This window comes from Sphingomonas sp. BAUL-RG-20F-R05-02, from assembly GCF_022662305.1.
In the GTDB taxonomy this organism is placed as follows: Bacteria; Pseudomonadota; Alphaproteobacteria; order Sphingomonadales; family Sphingomonadaceae; genus Sphingomonas.
On the sequence record NZ_JAKNQH010000001.1, the window covers coordinates 860,736 to 879,539 of the forward strand.

The following is an 18,804-nucleotide window of genomic DNA, read 5'->3' on the forward strand; positions in this document are numbered from 1 at the left end:
ATAAGGGCACCGCAATACGACCGCATCCGTATAAGACAAGCATCCCGGCGACGAGGCGAGTTCACTGCGCTACCGATCTCCGCGTTTGTTCCGGGCGAGTGGTTTGACAGAATCCAACACCGCGCCTATATGGATGACTTCGCCACAGCTTTCGGGAAATGACATGCCGTCGCGCAGCATGTCGATCGAATAGAAAGCCGTGGTTCAACGAGGACGCCGAGAAGCTGCTGTTTTCCCGAACCGGAGGACAAGCGGCTTTTTGCGTCTTCGGCGTGCCCGCCCGGGCGATCCGGGCACGAAATTTTGACGTGAGGGCTAACACACATGGCAACCAACCCGATCGACGGCGGCGCTATAAAGCAGCGCGGGAGCGAAGGCACCGCGAAGCGCCGTATCCGCAAGGTGTTCGGCAATATCCACGAAGTCGTGCAGATGCCGAACCTGATCGAGGTGCAGCGCGAGAGCTACGAACAGTTCCTGCGCTCCGACCCGTCGATCGGCTATGTGTCCGGTTTGGAAAAGACGCTACGTTCGGTGTTCCCGATCCGCGATTTCGCCGGCACCGCCGAGCTTGATTTCGTGAACTACGAACTCGAACCGCCGAAGTTCGACACTGACGAGTGCCGCCAGCGCGGCATCACCTATGCGGCGCCGATGCGCGTGACGCTGCGCCTGATCGTGTTCGAGGTGGACGCCGATACCGAGGCACGCTCGGTGCTCGATATCAAGGAGCAGGACGTCTACATGGGCGACATGCCCTTGATGACGGGCAACGGCACCTTCATCATCAACGGTACCGAGCGCGTGATCGTCTCGCAGATGCACCGCTCGCCGGGTGTTCTATTCGATCACGACCGCGGCAAGACGCATGCCTCCGGCAAGTATCTGTTCGCAGCGCGCGTGATCCCGTATCGCGGTTCGTGGCTCGATTTCGAGTTCGATGCCAAGGACATCGTCAACGTTCGTATCGACCGCAAGCGCAAGCTGCCGGTTACGGCGCTGCTCTATGCGCTCGGCCTCAACTCCGAGGAAATCCTCAACTACTTTTATAACCGCGTGACGTTCGTACGCGGTCAGGGCGGCTGGATCGTTCCCTATCAGGCCGAGAACTGGCGCGGCCAGAAGCCGATGTTCGACATCGTCGACGCCAAGACCGGCGAAGTCGTGTTCGCGAGCGGCCAGAAGATCAGCCCCCGCGCCGCCAACAAGGCCGGCAAGGACGGTCTCACCGACCTGCTGATCCCGACCGAGGAGATCTTCGGGCGCTATTCGGCCTATGATCTCATCAACGAGACCACCGGCCAGATCTATATCGAGGCGGGCGACGAAGTGTCGGCCGAGAACCTCGAACTGCTCGATCAGGCCGGCATCGACCGGATCGAATTGCTCGATATCGACCACGTCGCGACCGGCCCGTGGATCCGCAACACGCTCAAGGCCGACAAGGCCGAGGAGCGCGAGCAGGCGCTGTCCGACATCTACCGCGTCATGCGCCCTGGCGAGCCGCCCACGCTCGAGACGGCGGAATCGCTGTTCTCCGGCCTGTTCTTTGACCCGGATCGCTACGATCTGTCGGCGGTCGGTCGTGTGAAGCTCAACATGCGCCTCGACCTCGACGTCGAGGATACCGTCACCACGCTGCGCACCGAGGACATCCTCGAGGTCGTGAAGACGCTGGTCGGCCTGAAGGACGGCAAGGGCGAGATCGACGATATCGACAACCTCGGCAACCGCCGCGTGCGCTCGGTCGGCGAGCTCCTCGAGAACCAGTACCGCGTCGGCCTCCTCCGCATGGAGCGCGCCGTGAAGGAGCGTATGTCGTCGGTTGACGTGTCGACGGTGATGCCGAACGACCTCATCAACGCCAAGCCCGCCGTGGCGGCTGTGCGTGAGTTCTTCGGTTCCTCGCAGCTCTCGCAGTTCATGGATCAGACCAACCCGCTGTCGGAAGTAACGCACAAGCGTCGTGTTTCCGCACTCGGACCAGGCGGTCTGACGCGTGAGCGCGCCGGCTTCGAAGTCCGCGACGTTCACCCGACGCACTATGGCCGCATCTGCCCGATCGAGACGCCGGAAGGCCCGAACATCGGCCTCATCAACAGCCTCGCCTCGTTCAGCCGCGTCAACAAGTACGGCTTCATCGAGACCCCGTACCGCAAGGTCATCGACCACCGCGTTACCGACGAGGTCGTGTACCTGTCGGCGATGGAAGAGGCCAAGCACACGATCGCGCAGGCCAACGCGGAACTGGACGCAGACGACAAGTTCACCGAAGAACTGGTTTCGTCGCGTCAGGCAGGCGAGTTCCTGATGGCGTTGCCGTCGAACATCACGTTGATGGACGTCAGCCCCAAGCAGCTCGTGTCGGTCGCCGCATCGCTCATTCCGTTCCTGGAAAACGATGACGCCAACCGCGCGCTGATGGGGTCTAACATGCAGCGTCAGGCCGTGCCGCTGGTGAAGGCAGAAGCGCCGTTCGTCGGCACCGGCATGGAAGAGACCGTCGCGCGCGATTCCGGCGCGGCGATCGCCGCCAAGCGTTCGGGCATCGTCGATCAGGTCGATGCGACCCGTATCGTCATCCGCGCGACCGGCGAGGTTGAGGCCGGCCAGTCTGGCGTCGACATCTACACGCTGATGAAGTTCCAGCGCTCGAACCAGAACACCTGCATCAACCAGCGTCCGCTGGTGAAGGTGGGCGACGTGATCAACGTCGGCGACGTGATCGCCGACGGCCCGTCGACCGAGTTCGGCGAGCTGGCACTGGGCCGCAACGCGCTCGTCGCGTTCATGCCCTGGAACGGCTACAACTATGAGGATTCGATCCTCATTTCCGAGCGTATCGTGAAGGATGACGTCTTCACCTCGATCCACATCGAGGAATTCGAGGTCATGGCGCGCGACACCAAGCTTGGGCCGGAAGACATCACGCGCGATATCCCCAACGTCGGCGAGGAAGCGCTGCGCAACCTCGACGAGGCTGGCATCGTGTACATCGGCGCCGAGGTCGAGCCGGGCGATATCCTCGCCGGCAAGATCACGCCGAAGGGCGAAAGCCCGATGACGCCGGAAGAAAAGCTGCTCCGCGCGATCTTCGGTGAAAAAGCGTCGGACGTGCGCGATACGTCGTTGCGCCTGCCGCCGGGCGTCGCCGGCACGGTCGTCGAGGTCCGCGTGTTCAACCGCCACGGCATCGACAAGGACGAGCGCGCGATGGCGATCGAGCGCGAGGAGATCGAGCGCCTGAAGAAGGACTCGGACGACGAGCGCACCATCCTCAACCGCGCGACCTGGTCGCGGCTGCGCGAGATGCTGATCGGCCAGACCGCCACCGCGGTTCCGAAGAATGGCCCGAAGAAGGGTGTCGTGATCGATCAGGACGTGCTCGACTCGGTCGATCGTCACGAATGGTGGAAGTTCGCGGTTGCGGACGACGCGGTTCAGGCGAACCTCGAAGCGGTGAAGGGCCAATATGACGAGGCCGCCAAGCTGATCCGCGAGAAGTTCGACGATCGTCGCGAGAAGCTGGAGCGTGGTGACGAGCTGCCGCCGGGCGTGCTTAAGATGGTCAAGGTGTTCGTCGCGGTGAAGCGCAAGCTGCAGCCGGGCGACAAGATGGCCGGCCGTCACGGCAACAAGGGCGTCATCTCGCGCATCCTTCCGGCGGAGGACATGCCGTTCCTCGCCGACGGTACGCCGGTCGATCTCGTGCTCAACCCGCTGGGCGTGCCGTCGCGCATGAACGTCGGGCAGATCTTCGAGACGCATCTCGGCTGGGCGGCGCGCAATCTCGGCCAGCAGGTCCACCGCGCGCTGGAGGATTGGCGTGAAGCCAACCCCGAGGCCGAAGGTGGCGCGATGCCGGACGCGGTGAAGACCCGTCTGCTCGAGGTGTACGGCGAGCATTACGTCGACGACATCAAGGGCCGTTCCGCCGACCAGATCATCGAGCTGGCCGAGAACCTGAAGACCGGTGTGCCGATGGGCACCCCCGTGTTCGACGGTGCTCGCGAGGCGGACGTTTCGGACATGCTGACGCTGGCGGGTCTCGACACGTCGGGCCAGTCCGACCTGTTCGACGGTCGCACCGGCGATATGTTCGATCGCAAGGTGACGGTGGGCATCATTTACATGCTCAAGCTGCATCACCTTGTGGACGACAAGATCCACGCCCGGTCGATCGGGCCGTACAGCCTCGTCACGCAGCAGCCGCTGGGTGGTAAGGCGCAGTTCGGCGGACAGCGTTTCGGCGAGATGGAGGTCTGGGCACTCCAGGCCTACGGCGCGGCGTACACCTTGCAGGAAATGCTGACGGTGAAGTCTGACGATGTGGTCGGCCGCACCAAGGTCTACGAGGCGATCGTCAAGGGTGACGACACGTTCGAGGCCGGCATTCCGGAGAGCTTCAACGTGCTCGTCAAGGAAATGCGCTCGCTGGGCCTGAACGTCGAGCTGAAGACGGTCGAAGAGTTCGACACCGACGGCGTCGCGATCGCGGCGGAATGAGCGGCTGGCGCCATCCTGACGGGTGGCGCCTCCCCTCCCCGCCCCGAGAATTTTCCCTCCAAGTGAGGACTTGAGAATGAACGAACTTACCAACTTCGCCAATCCGGTCGTAAAGCCGGAAACCTTCGACCAGATCCAGATCGGCATCGCGTCCCCGGACCGCATCCGCTCGTGGTCGTTCGGCGAGATCAAGAAGCCCGAGACCATTAACTATCGCACGTTCAAGCCAGAGCGTGACGGCCTGTTCTGCGCGCGCATCTTCGGTCCGATCAAGGATTACGAGTGCCTGTGCGGCAAGTACAAGCGCATGAAGTACAAGGGCATCGTCTGCGAGAAGTGCGGTGTCGAAGTCACGGTCTCGAAGGTCCGCCGCGAGCGGATGGGCCATATCGAACTGGCAGCACCGGTCGCGCACATCTGGTTCCTGAAGTCGCTGCCGTCGCGCATCGGCCTGCTGCTCGACATGCAGCTCAAGCAGCTTGAGCGTGTGCTGTATTTCGAGGCGTATATCGTGATCGAGCCGGGCCTAACCCCGCTCGAGAAGTATCAGCTCCTCACCGAAGACGAGCTGCTCGACGCGCAGGATGAGTATGGCGAGGACGCGTTCTCGGCCGGCATCGGCGCCGAGGCAGTGCGCATCATGCTCGAAAGCCTCGATCTCGAGGGCGAGCGCAAGGATCTGCTCGAAGAGCTCGCGGTCACCAAATCCGAGCTGAAGCCCAAGAAGATCATCAAGCGCTTGAAGGTCGTCGAGAGCTTTATCGATTCGGGCAACCGCCCGGAGTGGATGATCCTCGAGGTCGTGCCGGTCATCCCGCCCGAACTGCGTCCGCTCGTGCCGCTCGACGGTGGCCGCTTCGCGACGTCGGATCTGAACGATCTGTATCGGCGCGTGATCAACCGCAACAACCGCCTCAAGCGGCTGATGGAACTGCGCGCGCCGGACATCATCGTCCGCAACGAAAAGCGCATGTTGCAGGAAGCGGTCGACGCGCTGTTCGATAACGGTCGTCGTGGTCGCACGATCACGGGCGCCAACAAGCGTCCGCTCAAGTCGCTGTCCGACATGCTCAAGGGCAAGCAGGGCCGCTTCCGCCAGAACCTGCTCGGCAAGCGCGTCGACTATTCGGGTCGTTCGGTGATCGTGACCGGGCCTGAGCTGAAGCTGCATCAGTGCGGCCTGCCGAAGAAGATGGCGCTCGAGCTGTTCAAGCCGTTCATCTACGCGCGGCTCGACGCCAAGGGTCTTTCCATGACCCTCAAGCAGGCGAAGAAGTGGGTCGAGAAGGAGCGCAAGGAAGTCTGGGACATCCTGGACGAGGTGATCCGCGAGCATCCGGTGATGCTCAACCGCGCACCGACGCTCCACCGTCTCGGCATCCAGGCGTTCGAGCCGGTGCTGATCGAGGGCAAGGCGATCCAGCTTCACCCGCTGGTCTGCTCCGCGTTCAACGCCGATTTCGACGGCGATCAGATGGCCGTGCACGTCCCGCTGAGCCTCGAGGCACAGCTCGAAGCGCGCGTGCTGATGATGTCGACCAACAACATCCTCAGCCCCGCCAACGGCAAGCCGATCATCGTGCCGTCGCAGGACATGGTGCTGGGTCTGTATTATCTGTCGATGTTGAAGGAAGGCGAGCCCGGCGAGGGCATGCTGATCTCCGACATGCAGGAAGTGCATCAGGCGATCGAGGCCGGCGCGGTGACGCTCCACACCAAGATCATCAGCCGCGTGCCGCAGACCGACGAGAATGGCGAGCCTTACCTCAAGCGCTATGAGACCACCCCAGGTCGCATGCTGCTCGGTGAGTGCCTGCCGAAATCGTCCAAGGTGCCGTTCGACACCGTGAACCGTCTCCTCACCAAGAAGGACGTCGGCGACGTGATCGACGAGGTGTATCGTCACACCGGCCAGAAGGACACGGTGCTGTTCGCCGACGCGATCATGAGCCTCGGCTTCCGCCATGCGTTCAAGGCGGGCATTTCGTTCGGCAAGGACGACATGATCATCGCGCCGGACAAGGACAAGCTGGTCGACGAGACGCGCGAGCAGGTGAAGGACTTCGAGCAGCAGTATCAGGACGGCCTGATCACGCAGCAGGAGAAGTACAACAAGGTGATCGACGCGTGGTCACGCTGCGGTGACCAGGTCGCCAACTCGATGATGAACGAGATCAAGGCGGTCAAGAAGTACGAGGACGGCCCGAACAAGGGTCGCGAGAAGCCGATCAACTCGATCTACATGATGGCGCACTCCGGTGCGCGTGGCTCGCAGGCGCAGATCAAGCAGCTTGCCGGTATGCGCGGGCTGATGGCCAAGCCGTCGGGTGAGATCATTGAAACGCCGATCATCTCGAACTTCAAGGAAGGCCTGACCGTCCTCGAATATTTCAACTCCACCCACGGCGCCCGTAAGGGTCTCGCGGATACGGCGTTGAAGACCGCAAACTCGGGCTACCTGACCCGCCGTCTCGTCGACGTGTCGCAGGATTGCGTCATCATCGAAGAGGATTGCGGGACCGAGCGGGCGCTGGAAATGCGCGCGATCGTCCAGGGTGGTTCGACCATCGCATCGCTTGGCGAGCGTATCCTGGGCCGCACCACGGCCGAGGACATCATCGACAGCAAGACCGGCGAGGTGGTGATCCCGCTCGGCACGCTGCTCGACGAGCCGATGGTGGCGCGGATCGAGGCGATCGGCACGCAATCGTGCAAGATCCGTTCGCCGCTGGTCTGCGAGACCAAGATCGGTGTCTGCGGCAAGTGCTACGGACGTGATCTCGCCCGTGGTACGCCGGTGAACATCGGTGAGGCGGTCGGCGTCATCGCGGCGCAGTCGATCGGCGAGCCGGGCACGCAGTTGACGATGCGGACGTTCCACATCGGCGGCGCGGCGCAGCTCAACGAGCAGTCGAACCTCGAAGCGGCAACCGACGGTGCGCTCGAATATCGTGACCTGCGCATCATCACCGATCAGCGCGGCCGTCGCGTCGTTCTGTCGCGCTCGGGCGAAGTCGCGATCGTCGACATGGACGGTCGCGAGCGGTCGGTCGATCGTCTGCCGTACGGCTCGTACGTGCTGCACGACGATGGTGCGATCGTCTCGAAGGGCGACCGTCTTGCCGAGTGGGACCCGTTCACCATGCCGGTGATTACGGAGAACCCCGGTGTCGTGAAGTATGTCGACCTGATCGAGGGCAAGACGCTTACCGAGCAGGCCGACGAAGCGACCGGCATCTCGCAGCGGGTCGTTATCGAGTATCGTGCGACCAGCAAGGCGAAGGAGGATCTCCGCCCGCGCCTCACCCTCACCGGCGAAAGCGCGGAAGAGGCTGGCCGTTACATGCTGGTGCCGGGCGCGACGCTCTCGGTCGAGGATGGTGCGACGGTTCAGGGCGGCGACGTTCTGGCGCGTGTCAGTCGCGAGAGTGCCAAGACCCGCGACATCACGGGCGGTCTGCCGCGCGTGGCCGAGCTGTTCGAGGCACGCAAGCCGAAGGAAAACGCCATCATCGCCAAGGTCTCGGGCCGCGTGGTGTTCGGCAAGGACTATAAGGCGAAGCGCAAGATCGGCATCCAGCCCGAGGATGGCGGCGAGGTCGTCGAGTATCTGGTGCCCAAGTCGAAGGTGATCGACGTTCAGGAAGGCGACTACGTCAAGCGTGGCGACAACCTGATCGGCGGCAGCCCCGACCCGCACGACATTCTGGAGGTGCTCGGCATCGAGCCGCTGGCGGAATATCTCGTCGCGGAAATCCAGGAGGTCTATCGTCTGCAGGGCGTGAAGATCAACGACAAGCACATCGAGACGATCGTTCGTCAGATGCTGCAGAAGGTCGAGATCACCGAGGGCGGCGACACCACGCTGCTCGCCGGCGAGCAGGTCGATCGTGACGAGATGGACGCGATCAACGACAAGCTCGACAAGGGCCAGGTCCGCGCACAGGGCAAGCCTGTCCTGCTCGGCATCACCAAGGCGTCGCTGCAAACCCGCAGCTTCATCTCGGCGGCGTCGTTCCAGGAGACCACCCGCGTCCTCACCGAGGCGGCGGTTCAGGGCAAGCAGGACACGCTCATCGGCCTGAAGGAGAACGTTATCGTCGGCCGGCTGATCCCGGCAGGCACCGGCGCGGGGATCAACCGCCTGCGAGTCGCGGCCTCCTCGCGCGATGCGGCACAGCGCGTATCGATGCGACGGATGGCCGAGGTGGCGTTCGTTGCGCCGAACTCTGCAGCCGAAGAGCATGCTGCCGAACTGGCACGCAGCCCGCGTGACGCCGGTGGTACGCGCGATGCGCTGGCGGATGTCGAGACGTCTGGCACCGGCACCGATGCCGATGCGGGTGATTACCTGGAGAGCTGATCGGCTCGCCTGATCGAGAGACGAAAGCCGCCGTCCGGGGATACCCGGGCGGCGGTTTTTCATTGCACAGCTTTGTTGCCAGCCGAGGTTTCTCGTCGTGTGACGAACGCTACATACCGCGCGGCGTTGGAGAATACGCCGTTAGCTCGCGGCAGATCCCTTTCGCGTCGCATCTTCGCGGCGTTACGGAGAGGTGGACGAGCGATGCATCCGAGATCGTCCGCAGAGCAATCGTCCGTTAAGCCCTAGCGCCCGACCAGCTTACTGCGGCCGATCTCGGCAGTCTCCACGCGCGATGCTCCCGCCCCTGCCCGTCAGACATGCTGCCGATGCACTGCATGCGGATTTAGGAGAAACCGGTCGCGAGCGGGAGCGGCGTGCGGAACACCAGGCGCCTCAGCTTGCGCCGGTCAAGAATAGACTTCTGGCAGAAATGCCGTCTGCCGTAAGGCCCACAGGGGTGGTGTTCGCCGCGCTTGTTTAGGACGACGGCGCTGGCGGGGAATGAACGCCAAACATCGTCGGTATAGGCTATTCCTCGACGAGCTTCATAAGCCGCCGTTCCACCGGCGCGAGGACCGGACCAAGCTCGTGACCGCGTTTCAGTACGGCGCCCTGTTCGCCAATCAGCGCCCACATACCCTGCCGGTTACGCAGCGCCGGACGTTTTTCGATGCGAAACTCCGGTCGTTCGGCGGCGCGGCGGAAGCAGGAGAACACCGCCGCTTCACTGCCAAGATCCATCGCATAGTCTCGCCAATGGCCGGCCGCGACCATCCGCCCGTAGAGATCGAGAATACGCGAAAGTTCAGGCCGATCGAAAGCGACCTGTGAAGGACCGGCACGGCCGCCTTGCGGCACCGGAAAAGGCGTTACCGTACCCATCAGGCGCGGTTGCGCAGGTCCTGTTGCTCGGCGAGAAGCATGTCGAGACGTTTGCGCATCGTTTCGAGCTCGCAACGCAGCAGTTCGATTTTCTGCGTCTGCGGATCGAACACGTCGCTGCACGGCGTGCCATAGGCAAGGAAGCTCGGCTTGGACTGTCCGCCCTCGATCATCGTTGGCCGGGCGGGGATGCCGACCATCACCGCGCCATCGGGCACATCGCGCGTAACCACCGCATTCGCACCGACGCGTGCGCCGGAACCAACCGTGATCGGCCCCAGCACCTGCGCGCCCGAGCCGATGATCGAATTGTCGCTCAGGGTCGGATGGCGCTTGCCCGCGATGCCATTATCCGGCGCGGTACCGCCGAGCGTGACGCACTGATAGATGGTGACGTTGTCGCCAATCTCCGCTGTTTCGCCGATGACGGTAAAACCGTGATCGATGAACAGATGGCGGCCGATCGTGGCGCCGGGATGGATGTCGATTGCGGTCGTCATTCGCGAGAAATGGTTCACCAGCCGCGCGAGGAAGAAAAGCCGTGCGGTAAATAGCCGGTGCGCGACGCGATGCCACGCCAGCGCCCACACACCAGGATAGGTGAGAATCTCGACACGTGAGCGCGGCGCGGGGTCACGCGCCTTGATCGAGTCGAGATAAGCGACCAAGCGCTGCAACATTAAACGCGTCCCCTTGTCCTTTCAAGTTATCTAAGACTTGGCGCCGACGAATAAAAGAACCGATGCGTAGCGACTGGCTCTTGTAAGACCGATCATTGGCACCGGAGATCGATATCGAGCCTATCCAGCGCATCATCTTAACGTACAGACCAAGCAATGCGCGACTTTCTCGCGCCTGATCGGTCTGGCAGGCGCCGGCGAAGTGGCTGCGCTCCCGTTTTGTTCTGGCGCGCTCTAGCCGGCACGCACAGCGTGCGCTATTCCGTTTCCTATGTCCGACGAAGATCTGTTCGCCGCCCAACCCAAGCCGGGTGGCCATGAGTATGACGCTTCCTCGATCGAGGTGCTCGAAGGGTTGGAGCCGGTGCGCCGCCGGCCGGGCATGTACATCGGCGGCACCGACGAACGCGCGCTCCACCACCTCGCCGCGGAGGTGATCGACAATGCGATGGACGAAGCGGTGGCCGGTTTCGCCACCCGCATCGAGGTCGTGCTGGAAGCAGGCAACCGTCTGACCGTCGTCGACAACGGACGCGGTATCCCGGTCGATCCGCATCCGAAATTTCCCGGCAAGTCGGCGCTGGAGGTAATCCTGTCGACGCTGCATTCCGGCGGCAAGTTCGAAGGCAAGGCATATCAGACAGCCGGCGGTCTGCACGGCGTCGGCATCAGCGTGGTCAACGCGCTGTCGTCAGATACGGTTATCGAAGTCGCGCGTAACAAAACGCTTTATCGCCAGCGTTTTTCGCGCGGCGTGACGCTCGGACCTTTGGAGGCCCTGGGGCCGACGCCGAATCGGCGTGGCACCTCGGTTGCGTTCACACCCGACACCGAGATCTTCGGGCCGGAGATGCTGTTCAAGCCGGCGCGGCTCTACAAGCTGGTGCGATCCAAGGCGTATCTGTTCGCAGGCGTCGAGGTGCGCTGGCACTGCGCGCCCGAGCTCCTTGCCGGCGATACGCCGGCTGAGGCGGTGTTCCAGTTTCCCGGTGGGCTAGCCGATCACCTGCGCGAGCAGATCGGCGGTCGTGAGTGCGCCACTGCCGACTTTTTCACCGGACGGCAGGACTTCCCGAACGAGCAGGGTCGGGTCGAATGGGCGGTGGCGTGGCCGCTGTGGAGCGACGGCAGCTATAGCTGGTATTGCAACACCATCCCCACGCCGGACGGCGGCACGCACGAACAGGGTCTGCGCGCGGCGCTGGTGAAGGGCATCCGCGCGTTCGCCGATCTCGTCGGGCAGAAGAAGGCGAAGGACATCGCGCCCGAGGACGTGATGATAGGCAGCGAGCTGATGCTGTCGGTGTTCATCCGTGATCCGCAGTTCCAGAGCCAGACCAAGGACCGGCTTACCAGCCCCGAGGCGGCGGCGCTGGTCGAACGCGCGGTGCGGGACCATGTCGACCACTTCCTCAGCGACAATATGGAGCGCGGCAAGGCGCTGCTCGGCTATATCCTCGACCGGATGGACGATCGCCTGCGCCGCAAGGCCGAGCGCGAGGTCAAGCGAAAGACCGCCACCAGCGCGCGGAAACTGCGCCTGCCCGGCAAGCTGACCGACTGCGCCGCAGACAGCCCCGAAGGTACCGAACTGTTCATCGTCGAGGGCGATTCGGCCGGCGGCTCGGCCAAGCAGGCGCGTGACCGCAAGTCACAAGCGATCCTGCCGATTCGCGGCAAGATCCTCAACGTCGCATCGGCGACCTCGGCCAAGATCCTCGCCAATCAGGAGATCGCCGATCTTATCCAGGCGCTCGGCTGCGGCACGCGCAAGGACTGCAACACGGATCATCTGCGCTACGAGCGGATCGTCATCATGACGGACGCCGATGTCGATGGCGCGCACATTGCGACCTTGCTGATGACCTTCTTTTTCCAGGAGATGCCGGATCTGGTCCGGCGCGGGCATCTGTTCCTCGCGCAACCGCCGCTTTACCGCCTCACCGCCGGTACCAAGAGCCTGTACGCGATGGACGATGCGGATCGCGCGCGTATCGAGAAAGGTCCGTTCAAGAACAAGAAGGTCGATGTCGCGCGCTTCAAGGGGCTTGGCGAAATGAACCCGATGCAGTTGCGTGAGACGACGATGGACCCCGCAACGCGGCAGATGCTCCGCATCACGCTACCACAGGAATATGAGGAACGGGCCGGCGTGAAAGACTTGGTCGATCGGCTGATGGGTACCAACCCGGCGCACCGCTTCGCGTTCATTCAGGAGAATGCAGCCCGGATGGATGTTGCGGAGCTCGATGCTTGAGCGACATCCTATATCCCACCAAAGTCGAATACCGGTAAAGACTTAGCAGACTTATACTGTCAGGATATACCCTTATCGGCGATGGCCCTAGGGTAATCCTACAATCTTTCAACGACTCGTTAACCACGGTTAAACCTTGCTCAACAGCCGGGGAGACCGAACGTGAGTCGACTGTTTGTAGGAAGTGCGATCTGTGCGATCGGCAGCGGCGGCATCGTCAAGCTGCCCGAGCCGTTTCTTGGCACCGTGACCGCACGCGGCACACGCGATGAGGTGCATGTCGGTCTGCACGATCAGCTTAATTGCCTCGTCGTGTTCGACAGCGTGGTGCTGAACGAACGGCTCGAGCGCTTCGCATGCGATACCGTCATTGGCAGTCTGACCGATGCGACCGACCCGCTCGACCGGCTACGCAGACACTTTGGTTTCGCCGCCTCAGCGCGCCTTGACGGCGAGGGACGGCTGCAAATCCCCGGGTGGCTCGACGAGCAACGCGGTGCGGCTCGCCACATCCTGCTCATCGGGATGGGTCACTGCTTCGAGGTCTGGGATCTCGACTATGTCCTCAATCACGGCGCGCGCGATCTTCAGCAGCTCGCCAATCTTCATCTCGACCTTCTCAACACACAGAATCAACAGGGAGCCAGCCATGAAGTTTCTTTGCAATATGTCGGGTCACGTCGCGGCGCCTGCGTCGGTGACCAACCAGGGCTTCCAGTTCAGCCGCTGCGCGCGTTGCAGCCACGACATGATCCGATCGACGGCGTCGGCCGGCGCTAAGTGGAAGCCGGTGCCGGAGGGGTTTCGCGTCGACTGGGGTGCGACCGACCTCGAATTGTTCAACAAAAAGCCTTGGCTGGTCATACAGGTGAAGGCGGCAACTAATGCGATCGCGTTGGTTGCCAGTGCCGTCCGGATCGGCGTTTCGGTGCTGCTGTGGCGTATGGTTGATGGGCTGCGCGGCTCGGACCGTCATGCCCGCCGCACGCGCGACGCTGCCGGCCGCGTGATCCGCGTATCGCAACCCAAGCCAAACTGGAACGTCAGCGTGCAGATCAACGTCGGCCGTGGCCGTAAAGGTGAATCGTTGTATCAACCGCAGGCTCTGGCGGCGTGACGCGTCAGGCGATCCGGCGAGGCTAACCGGATCGACGCAGCGCTATACGCCCAGGCGTGCGAGCCACGCCTGCGCCTGCTTCGGCTCGCCCACCGCGCTCGAAGCAACCGGCCCGCGCGAGGCGAGGAATTCACGGTGCAGCGCGAACGGCTCCATGCCGAGGTGTTCCCGCAAGGCGGCGATGGCATCCCCGGTCTCGATCAGCGCATCGACCACTGGCGCGAGCTTGGCACGGGTGCGCCGATCCTGCTGATGATCGAACAGACCCCATACCCCGCTCGCCGTGGTGCGCAGCGCGGCGACGAGCGCGGCATGATATTCCACCTCGAGGTCTGCGCGCCGCAGGTCGATCCGTTCGAGGCGATCTGCCTTAGCCATCGCCCTTCATCCGTCGCTGATGGTATTTCAGGCGCACCGCCATACCGGCCAGCATGTGCAGCGCGCCGAGCGCCACGAATCCCAACGGCAGCACCGTCGGGATCGCCGGAAAGCGCGTACGCTGGAGCGCGGCGAGTAACGCGCCACCGACCAACAGCGCCACACCCATCAGCCGTATCGGCCGTGCGATTGCGCGCAGTTCGCGTTGGTATGCGGACCGCGCGGCGGGGTCGGTCAGGTCGGGCGGTGTCATCGTGTCGACCATTCTGACGCGAGCAAGCCCCATAGATGCGTGTCACGCACGCCGATATGGGTTTCCCAATCGGCGCGCAGATGCCCCTCCAACGTAAAGCCGAGCGCCTTTAGAAGCCGGTTGGAGCCTTCATTTTCAGGATCAGTGTCCGCGAACACGCGACGCGCACCTTCCTCACGAAACAGCCGGTCGAGCACGCGCGACACCGCCTCGCGTGCATAGCCATGCCCCCAATACGCACGGGCAAGCAGGTAGCCGATCTCTATCACACCGGGCCGCTTCGTCCCCGCCGCGACCAGACCAACCGCGGTATCATCACTGGCCAGCGTCACGGACCACGTCCGCCAGTCTCCCTTGCCGACCCGCTCGGATAGGTACGCGCGCGTCTCCGCCACGTCGGCGTGCGGTGCGTGTGACCAATAGCGCATGAGATCGACGTCGCCATAGGCCGCATGGAGCGCCTCGGCATCGTCGATCCGCTGCGGCCGCAACCTGAGCCGGGCGCTGGCGAGCGTATCGTTCACGCGGTCAGCGCCGTGACCAGCGCGCGCACTTTCTTCTGGCGCCACTGCGGTAACGGCGCAATCAGCCAGTATCCCTTGGCGAACGGGTTCGGACCGCCCGTGACCACCACCCGGCCAGCGGCGATGTCTGCGGCGGCGAGCAGTTCCGACACGGTCGCGCGGCCAAGCCCCTCCGCCGCCGCGTCGATCGCCAGCCCCGCGTCCCCCACGCGCACCAGCGATACCGCATCGTCGTTCTGGCATCCCGGCCAGGAGATGCGTGTATCGACGCCGCCGCCGGGGCGTTCGATCGTCACCATACCGTCCGATTCGATCGCCTCGCCCTCATGCTCGCCCGGCCCGTCGCCCCAGCGGATCGCGAGATCGAGATTGGCCTCGGTAAAATCGATCGTCTCGTCGGCGGAGATCAACACGAAGCGCAACTCGCCGTCGCCGCGCGCGATCTCGGCGAGGCGCGGCATCAGCCACTTCTCTGTCAGATCGCGCGGCGCGGCGATGGTGAGCGACTTGGAGGTTTGCCCCGCCTGCATCGCGCGTACCGCTTCCTCGAACTGAAGGAAGCCGGTGCGCAATGCCTCGAGCCCGGCCTCGCCCTCCGGCGTCAGTTCCAAGCCCCGCGTGGTGCGGCGGAACAGCACGACGCCGAGCGTGTCCTCCAGCGCGCGGATCTGCTGGCCGACCGCCGCCGGTGTCACCGCCAGTTCGTCGGCGGCGCGCGTGAACGACAGGTGCCGCGCGGCGGCATCGAGCACGCGCAGGCCGTTGAGCGGAAGGTGCGTGCGCTTCATCGCGCGGTGGCGGCGATCACGCGCCGACCGCCGGGGCGAGCAGCGCGAAGCGCGGAATTGCCGCGTCAAACCCGGCGCCATCCGCGCCGACGACATGATAATGCCCCTGCATCGCGCCGGTGGGCGTCGCGAGCGGGCAACCCGACACATAGTCGTAGCTGCCGCCCGGCGCGATCGTCGGTTGTTCGCCGATCACCCCTTCCCCCTCGACCGAGTGGCGCGCGCCGCGACCATCGGTGATGACCCAGTGGCGGGTAAGCAGCTGGATTGCCTGTGCGCCGTCGTTCTCGATGCGGATGTGATAGGCCCAGAACCAGCGCCCACGCGCCGGCTCGGACTGTTCGGGCAAATAGCTGACCGACACGCGCACCACCACGCCGTCCGTCTCCGCGACGTGCGGGAACAGCGACTTCATCGCGTCACTTGTCACAGCCCGACCTTCGTCAGTGCCTGGTGCAGATCGTCGATCACGTCCTGCGGGTCTTCGAGACCGACGTTGAGGCGCAGCAGATTGTCGGTCACGCCCATCTCGATCCGCTTTTCCTCGGCGACGCCGTAGTGGGTGGTGGAGGCTGGATGCGTCATCAGCGAGCGAGAGTCGCCGATGTTGTTCGAGATATCGACCAGTTCGAGCGCGTCGAGCAGCCCGTGTGCCTGCGCGCGCCCACCATCGACCTCGAACGCGAAGATCGGCCCGCACGCGTCCATCTGGCGCATCGCGAGATCGTGCTGCGGGTGGCTGGCGAGGCCCGGATGGAGGATACGCGGCACGCGGGCCTCCAGGAACGCGCCGACCTTGAGGCTGTTCTCGCTCTGCCGCCGGATGCGCAGGTCGAGCGTCTCAAGCCCTTTCAGCACCACCCACGCATTGAATGCGCTGAGCGTCGGCCCGGTGTTGCGTGTGAACGGCAGCAGCACGTCGTTGATGAACTGGTTGGTGGCGCACACCGCGCCCGCCAGCACGCGCCCCTGCCCGTCCATCATCTTGGTGGCAGAATAGGCGGTGACGTCCGCTCCCCATTCCATCGGCCGCTGCAAGGCTGGCGTCGCGAAGGCGTTGTCGACCACGGTCGTGATGCCGTGCGCACGCGCGATGTCGCACACCGCCTTGAGATCGACCACGTCCATCGTTGGGTTTGCTGGCGTCTCGAAGAAGAACACCTTGGTATTGGGGCGGATCGCATCGGCCCACGCCTGCGGGTCACGTGCGTCCACCACAGTGGTCTCGATGCCGAACTTGGGCAGCAGCGTATCGGTCAGCCAGCGACACGATCCAAACGCGGCGCGCCCGCCGACCAAGTGATCGCCCTGCTGCAACTGGCAGAGCAGCACCGCCGTCATCGCCGCCATGCCGGTCGTCATCGTCCGGCACGCCTCGGCGCCTTCGAGCAGCGCGATACGGTTCTCCAGCATCTCCACGGTCGGGTTCTGGAGCCGCGAATAGGTCATGCCGACCTGTTCGCCCGCGAAGCGCGCGGCGGCGTCGCCCGCGCAATCATAGCTGTAGCCCGAGGTGAGGAAGATCGCCTCTGACGTCTCGCCGAATTCGCTGCGCGCGGTGCCGCCACGTATGGCTTGCGTGGCGGGGCGCCACTGGCGGGTGATGCTCTGGTCCTGGCCGGTACGACGTTTCATGGGCCACGCTTTGCCGCCCGCGGTCCCTTCCCGTCAATGCCCCGCTTGAAACCCGCCCGTTAACACCGGATAGCCCTGCATGATGACCGAACCGCAGCCTCGCGCTTTCCTGTCCCATCCGGGCCGAGTCGCCGTGCTGATCGGTGTGGTGGCGCAGGCGTTGTTCAGCTACCGGCTCACCACCCCGGGCAAGATCATGTTCGACGAGGTGCATTACGTCCCGGCCGCGCGCAAACTGCTTACGCTGGCGATGCCCGCCAATACCGAGCACCCGCTCGTCGGCAAGGAGATCATCGCCGCCGGGATCGCGCTGTTCGGGGATGGGCCACTCGGTTGGCGTGCGTTCTCGACCTTGGCGGGCACGGCGACCGTACTGGGCGTGTTCTGGATCGCGTGGCTGACGTTCGGGCGCACGCGGACTGCCGCGTTGGCGGCGGCGTTCACGCTGCTCAACTTCACCGTATTCGTGCAGGCGCGTATCGCCATGCTCGACGGGTTCATGGCGGCATTCGTGGTGCTGGCGACCGCGGTACTGCTTTGGTCGATGCGGGCGCGGACGGCTTGGGGTGCGTGGCCACGTTGGCTGCTGGGGAGCGTGCTGCTCGGCCTTGCGGTGGGCGCGAAATGGACGGCGGTGCCGTTCGTCGGCTACGCGGGTGCCGCGTTCCTGATTGTCCGACTAAACGACGCACACCGCAGCCGCAGATCGGTCTGGTGGAGTCTCAACGCGCGCGGGCACCGCCACTGGCCGGGGCTGGCAGCAGTGCCGGCGCTGCTGACGCTGGGGCTGGTGTCGATCGGCGTCTATTTCGCGACCTTCACTCCGGCATTGTATTATCATGATATGCCGCTGCGGCTCGACGGATTGCTGAGCTTCCAGCGCGATATGTACGCGCAGCAGATCCAGGTGCTGCCACGCCACCCCTACCAGTCCCAATGGTGGAGCTGGCCACTGATGATCCGGCCGATCTGGTATTTGTACGAGTATGTCGACGGGGCGAATCGCGGTGTGCTGATGATCGGCAACCCGGTGGTGCTGTGGGGCGGACTGATGGCGGTAGCGGCATGTGCATATGCCGGCTGGCGTGATCGCTCGCTCCACCTGATCGGCGCGGGAGCATTGTGGGCGGGCGCGTTTCTGCCGTGGATCGTCATCCCGAAATCGCTCGGCTTCTTCTATTATTACTATCTGCCGAGCATCTTCCTGCCGGTCGCGATCGCCGCCGCGCTGCAACGCTTCTGCAAGGGGCGGTTCGCCCGGTGGGACGAATACGCCTTTCTGGCGGCGCTGGCGCTGTTCGCGTTCTTCTATCCCATTCTTTCGGCCGCGCCGCTCGCCACCGCGCAAAGCTTTCACCGCTGGATGTGGCTGCCAACCTGGCCCTGATCGTCGAGTTACATCCAGAACGGAAGTAACA

At 64.0% G+C, this 18,804-nt stretch carries 14 protein-coding genes; 6 read left to right on the forward strand and 8 right to left on the reverse strand.

Annotated elements, in window-relative coordinates; genetic code table 11:
* Window positions 1-324 precede the first annotated feature (324 nt).
* Together rpoB and rpoC are read left to right on the forward strand one after the other, a co-directional pair.
* Complete coding sequence (gene rpoB, locus L8F97_RS04130; protein ID WP_242146734.1) at window positions 325-4,506, forward strand: DNA-directed RNA polymerase subunit beta; 4,182 nt, start codon at window positions 325-327, stop codon at window positions 4,504-4,506.
* A 76-nt stretch (window positions 4,507-4,582) separates the two neighbouring features.
* A complete protein-coding gene (gene rpoC / locus L8F97_RS04135) occupies window positions 4,583-8,869 on the forward strand; it encodes a DNA-directed RNA polymerase subunit beta' (protein WP_242146736.1) in 4,287 nt (1,428 codons plus the stop codon).
* A 531-nt stretch (window positions 8,870-9,400) separates the two neighbouring features.
* Here rpoC and L8F97_RS04140 read toward each other — a convergent pair.
* Together L8F97_RS04140 and epsC are read right to left on the reverse strand one after the other, a co-directional pair.
* Window positions 9,401-9,754, reverse strand: a complete 354-nt coding sequence (locus L8F97_RS04140) for a DUF2794 domain-containing protein (RefSeq protein ID WP_242146738.1) — start codon at window positions 9,752-9,754, stop codon at window positions 9,401-9,403.
* Complete coding sequence (epsC, locus tag L8F97_RS04145) at window positions 9,754-10,434, reverse strand: serine O-acetyltransferase EpsC (RefSeq protein ID WP_242146740.1); 681 nt, start codon at window positions 10,432-10,434, stop codon at window positions 9,754-9,756. Before epsC ends, L8F97_RS04140 begins: the two co-directional genes overlap by 1 nt.
* Before the next feature lie 271 nt (window positions 10,435-10,705).
* Here epsC and parE point away from each other — a divergent pair, with 271 nt between their 5' ends.
* From parE to L8F97_RS04160, 3 genes are all read left to right on the forward strand, one after another.
* Window positions 10,706-12,691 carry a DNA topoisomerase IV subunit B gene (parE, locus tag L8F97_RS04150; protein ID WP_242146741.1) on the forward strand — a complete coding sequence of 662 codons (1,986 nt, stop codon included), beginning with the start codon at window positions 10,706-10,708 and terminating at the stop codon, window positions 12,689-12,691.
* A 162-nt stretch (window positions 12,692-12,853) separates the two neighbouring features.
* Complete coding sequence (locus tag L8F97_RS04155) at window positions 12,854-13,471, forward strand: division/cell wall cluster transcriptional repressor MraZ (RefSeq protein ID WP_242146743.1); 618 nt, start codon at window positions 12,854-12,856, stop codon at window positions 13,469-13,471.
* A complete protein-coding gene (locus L8F97_RS04160; RefSeq protein ID WP_242146745.1) occupies window positions 13,440-13,808 on the forward strand; it encodes a hypothetical protein in 369 nt (122 codons plus the stop codon). The genes L8F97_RS04155 and L8F97_RS04160 overlap by 32 nt, the downstream gene beginning before the upstream one ends.
* A gap of 42 nt (window positions 13,809-13,850) precedes the next feature.
* On the opposite strand, the gene L8F97_RS04165 is transcribed toward L8F97_RS04160, so the two are convergent.
* From L8F97_RS04165 to L8F97_RS04190, 6 genes are read right to left on the reverse strand one after another with little or no spacing between them, the layout of a single operon-like run.
* Entirely contained in the window at window positions 13,851-14,186 is a 336-nt protein-coding gene (locus tag L8F97_RS04165; protein WP_242146747.1) for a hypothetical protein, read from the reverse strand.
* Window positions 14,179-14,439: a hypothetical protein gene (locus L8F97_RS04170; protein WP_242146749.1), complete on the reverse strand. Its 261-nt coding sequence runs from the start codon at window positions 14,437-14,439 to the stop codon at window positions 14,179-14,181. The genes L8F97_RS04165 and L8F97_RS04170 overlap by 8 nt, the downstream gene beginning before the upstream one ends.
* Complete coding sequence (locus L8F97_RS04175; protein WP_242146751.1) at window positions 14,436-14,963, reverse strand: GNAT family N-acetyltransferase; 528 nt, start codon at window positions 14,961-14,963, stop codon at window positions 14,436-14,438. The genes L8F97_RS04170 and L8F97_RS04175 overlap by 4 nt, the downstream gene beginning before the upstream one ends.
* Entirely contained in the window at window positions 14,960-15,751 is a 792-nt protein-coding gene (locus tag L8F97_RS04180) for a LysR family transcriptional regulator (RefSeq protein ID WP_242146752.1), read from the reverse strand. The genes L8F97_RS04175 and L8F97_RS04180 overlap by 4 nt, the downstream gene beginning before the upstream one ends.
* Window positions 15,752-15,767: 16 nt before the next feature.
* Window positions 15,768-16,166, reverse strand: coding sequence for a Co2+/Mg2+ efflux protein ApaG (gene apaG, locus L8F97_RS04185; RefSeq protein ID WP_242146755.1), 399 nt, complete (start codon window positions 16,164-16,166; stop codon window positions 15,768-15,770).
* A gap of 11 nt (window positions 16,167-16,177) precedes the next feature.
* Window positions 16,178-17,386: a trans-sulfuration enzyme family protein gene (locus L8F97_RS04190; RefSeq protein WP_242146757.1), complete on the reverse strand. Its 1,209-nt coding sequence runs from the start codon at window positions 17,384-17,386 to the stop codon at window positions 16,178-16,180.
* A 79-nt stretch (window positions 17,387-17,465) separates the two neighbouring features.
* On the opposite strand from L8F97_RS04190, the gene L8F97_RS04195 reads away from it, so the two are divergent.
* Window positions 17,466-18,773 (forward strand): phospholipid carrier-dependent glycosyltransferase, encoded by a 1,308-nt coding sequence (locus L8F97_RS04195; RefSeq protein ID WP_313931893.1) that lies wholly within the window; start codon window positions 17,466-17,468, stop codon window positions 18,771-18,773.
* Window positions 18,774-18,804 lie beyond the last annotated feature (31 nt).